The sequence below is a fragment of the Protofrankia sp. CiP1_Cm_nod4 genome (assembly GCF_982290645.1).
Genome location: NZ_CEVIVC010000083.1, coordinates 19,010 through 22,055 on the forward strand (window position 1 = coordinate 19,010; position 3,046 = coordinate 22,055).

At 73.0% G+C, this 3,046-nt stretch carries 2 protein-coding genes and 1 pseudogene; 2 read left to right on the forward strand and 1 reads right to left on the reverse strand.

Translation table 11 applies throughout. The annotated features are described in order from the left end of the window. Positions 1-512 precede the first annotated feature (512 nt). Complete coding sequence (locus AC5LSR_RS15880) at positions 513-770, forward strand: helix-turn-helix domain-containing protein (RefSeq protein WP_250287461.1); 258 nt, start codon at positions 513-515, stop codon at positions 768-770. A 282-nt stretch (positions 771-1,052) separates the two neighbouring features. Here AC5LSR_RS15880 and AC5LSR_RS15885 read toward each other — a convergent pair whose 3' ends face one another. Further along, complete coding sequence (locus tag AC5LSR_RS15885) at positions 1,053-1,625, reverse strand: hypothetical protein (protein ID WP_250287458.1); 573 nt, start codon at positions 1,623-1,625, stop codon at positions 1,053-1,055. Positions 1,626-2,275: 650 nt separating this feature from the next. Here AC5LSR_RS15885 and AC5LSR_RS15890 point away from each other — a divergent pair. Continuing rightward, a pseudogene (locus AC5LSR_RS15890) lies at positions 2,276-3,046 on the forward strand (LysM peptidoglycan-binding domain-containing protein); the annotation flags it as partial.

A 3,046-nucleotide genomic window follows, 5' to 3' on the forward strand; every position in this document is an offset into this window, starting at 1 on the left:
ATCACCACCTCTTCCGACCGCCACTTCCCGATCAACACACCCCAATCCGCGGCCCCACGTCACCACTTGACGATCACCGCGTTGGGGCTGCCGTCCTCGGCCGCCGCCTCCGGACGGCAGCGCCCGGGGACAGCACCGTCCCGAGCGGTGCCGTTCCCGGGCCGTGCCCCGTCCCCGGACCGCCGCCCCTGGGGCGTCGTGCTCCGGGCCCCTGGCAGAGGTCCTCGAACATGCCGCGCGGCGGCGCGGCAGCGGCCCTGCCGGGCCTCCCCGGTGGGGCCCGGGTTCCGTGATCGACGCCGTCCGCCGCCGCGGCACCCGGCAGCGCGGCCCAAGTCCGCTGACGGACCGCGACCAGAGGCCCGCGACGCCGTGGTGGCGGAGCCCTGGAGCCCTGGAGCCCAAGGCGAACAGCACCTGTTATCCACAAGCGGAGGCATTCACAGGCGATTTGGACCTGCGACTCTGATACACAGGAGACACGACCCATCCATCGCCAGGGAGACAGGCCGATGAACGAGCGTTTCCTTCAGCTCAGCGATGTGGCGGAGATCCTCAACATCTCGTCAAGCCAGACGTACGCGCTGGTCCGCTCGGGTGAACTCCCCGCCATAAAGATCGGCGGACGCGGACAGTGGCGAGTCGAACGCAGCGAGCTTGAGGGATACATCCAGCGGGCATACGAGCAGACCCGCGCCTTCGTGCTCGCCAACCCCCTCGGCCGCGGTGAGACGCTGCCGGACGAGGAGTTCCCCGGCCTGCACGGCTGACCGGGGCCGGAAGCAGGCCCGGCCTGGATCGCCCGGACCGGTTCCCGGCCCGTCCCGCCAGATCGGCGCCGCCGGACCAGCGCTACGGCCCCGGCCGCCGAAACCCCGGCCCGGCCGGAGCGCCGCCGCCGCGACCGCCACTTCATCGGTGGGAATCCCGTAGCGCGAAGAAGCACGCCATGACGTCGTCAGCGCTCCGGGAGCGCCAACAGCCTTTCCTGCGACAGCGTCCTGCGCGACAGCGCCCTGTCCTGCGTGACAGCGTCCTGGCGCGGCAGCGGCTCACACGGTCCGGCGGACGAAGCCGATCGCGGCCAGTGGGATGGTCCGCACCGCGCGTACCGACCGTGCCCTGCGGAACTCGTCGTCCAGATGCTCGGCCACTTCGACGAAGTCCGCCCCGACCCGGTCGACAGTGCCCCGCACCGGGGTGCCGTCCGCCAGCACGGCCACGCACGGTGAACGGTCCCGCGCCACACCCCGCAGGACATAACGCAGATCCAGCCGGACCGCCAGCGGGCCCTCGTGGCCGGGATGCGCCGACAGCGCGGCCAGGCCATGCACCCACAGCACGCGGTGTAACGGCACCAGCGCCTCGTGGGCCGCCGGCTCCCGCAGCAGCATCCAGTCCACCCCCAGCGCGGTGAGCCATCCGGTCAGGACGCTGTCGGACTCCCGCCCGACAACCTCGACGCCCACCCGCAACGACGAGCCGATCGCCGGCCGCAGCCGGTCGATCAGACGCAGGTACCCGGCCTCGCGCCGGCTCCTGTCGATGAGCTCGGCGTCGAGCTCGGCCGCCTCGGCCGCCTCCCACTGCGTCTCAAGATCGGCGAAAAGCGCCTCCCAGCGCACCCGTCCCTCCCTCTTCGCTCCCGGACGCCGCCGCGGGCGCCTGCCCATGCGCGGGCCCGAGCTCCGGCCGGCCGCTGGGCGTCCGGCCGGCAACCGCCGGAGCGGCGCAGCCGGACGCGCGGCGCGGCGGCAGCGGATACGGCCCGGAACGCCAGCCATCGCCAGCCATGTAACCATGTGTAGCCATACAGGCGGCGGTATCCGTTGGCGGGCACCGGCCGCCGGAGACGATCCACGCGAACGTGCCGCCGGTATACGCCTGCCTGACCGAAAAGCGCGTGACGGCCCACCCTGCCTGCCTGGGGCATGCACCACGCAGCGGTCATGGACGGTGTCCGCACCCCATGACCGGTGCCCCAGCAGGGTGGCATGGACCGCTCCCGCGTGTCCAGCCAGTGGGAGCGGGCCTGCGGCGAGCGCTGGACGCGGGCACACGGCGATCATGATGGACACCGGCCGCGGACACCGTCGGACCCGCGGACGGCGAGCAAACCATCCAACCGAGGTTGACATCAACCCTTCAGGGGTTTACACAAGCAAACGAACCCAAACGAAGCTTTCCAAAGATCAAATGGGCCAATGGATCAACGGCTGGATGATTCTTTCCGTGCCGCCGACGGATCAGGCCCCCGAATCACCGGGAGTTGCCGATGCCAGCCGTCCGGCGCGTGCTCGTCTTCCTGACGGGAGCGGCCGCCGCGACGGCACTGGCGATCATCCTGATCGCGGTCGGGCCGGGGCGAGCGGATCTCCCGTCCGGCTTCTCGGCGGTGCCCGACTGGGTCACGGCCGATCCCGAACACGCGCTGGTGACCGTTGTCGGCCTCGCCGCGTGGGCCTGCCTGCTGTGGCTGTGCGCGGGGTTCGTCCTGGCCGCGCTCGCCGCGCTGCCCGGCGGCGGCGGGCGGGCCGCGGCGGCCGCCGCCCGGCGCATCCTGCCCCGAGCCCTGCGCCACATGGCCGAGGTGGCGCTCGGCGTCACCCTTGCGGCGGGGGCCACTGCCCCGGCGCTGGCAGCCGGCCCGGTAGCGGGCACCGGGCCGGTGACCGTCCCGGTGCCCGTCACCACCAGCGTCACGGCTCCCTCGACCATCTGGCCGGACGTCGACCCGGCGCTGACGGCGAGCCCGTCAGCGGCCACCGGGCCGGCCACGGCCGGCACCTCGCCCTCGCTCCCTTCGCCCTCACTCCCCTCGTCCGCACTCCCCTCGACTGTGCCCTCCTCGACCGCGACCATCTGGCCGGACGTCGACCCGTACACCCCCGCCAGCACCTCGTCCACCCCGTCCACGCTGTCCGCGGACGGGGCAGGAGCATCCACGAAATCGCTGGAGCCGGCGGCGCCCGGCTCTCCGGCGCAGCTACCGGCCACCACGGCGTCTCCGGCGCAGCCGGCCAGCCCCACGGCCCCGCCGGCGCGG

Coding starts and splice junctions, on each gene's coding strand:
- AC5LSR_RS15880 (WP_250287461.1), top strand. CDS start 513: ATGAACGAGCGTTTCCTTCAGCTCAGCGATGTGGCGGAGATCCTCAAC.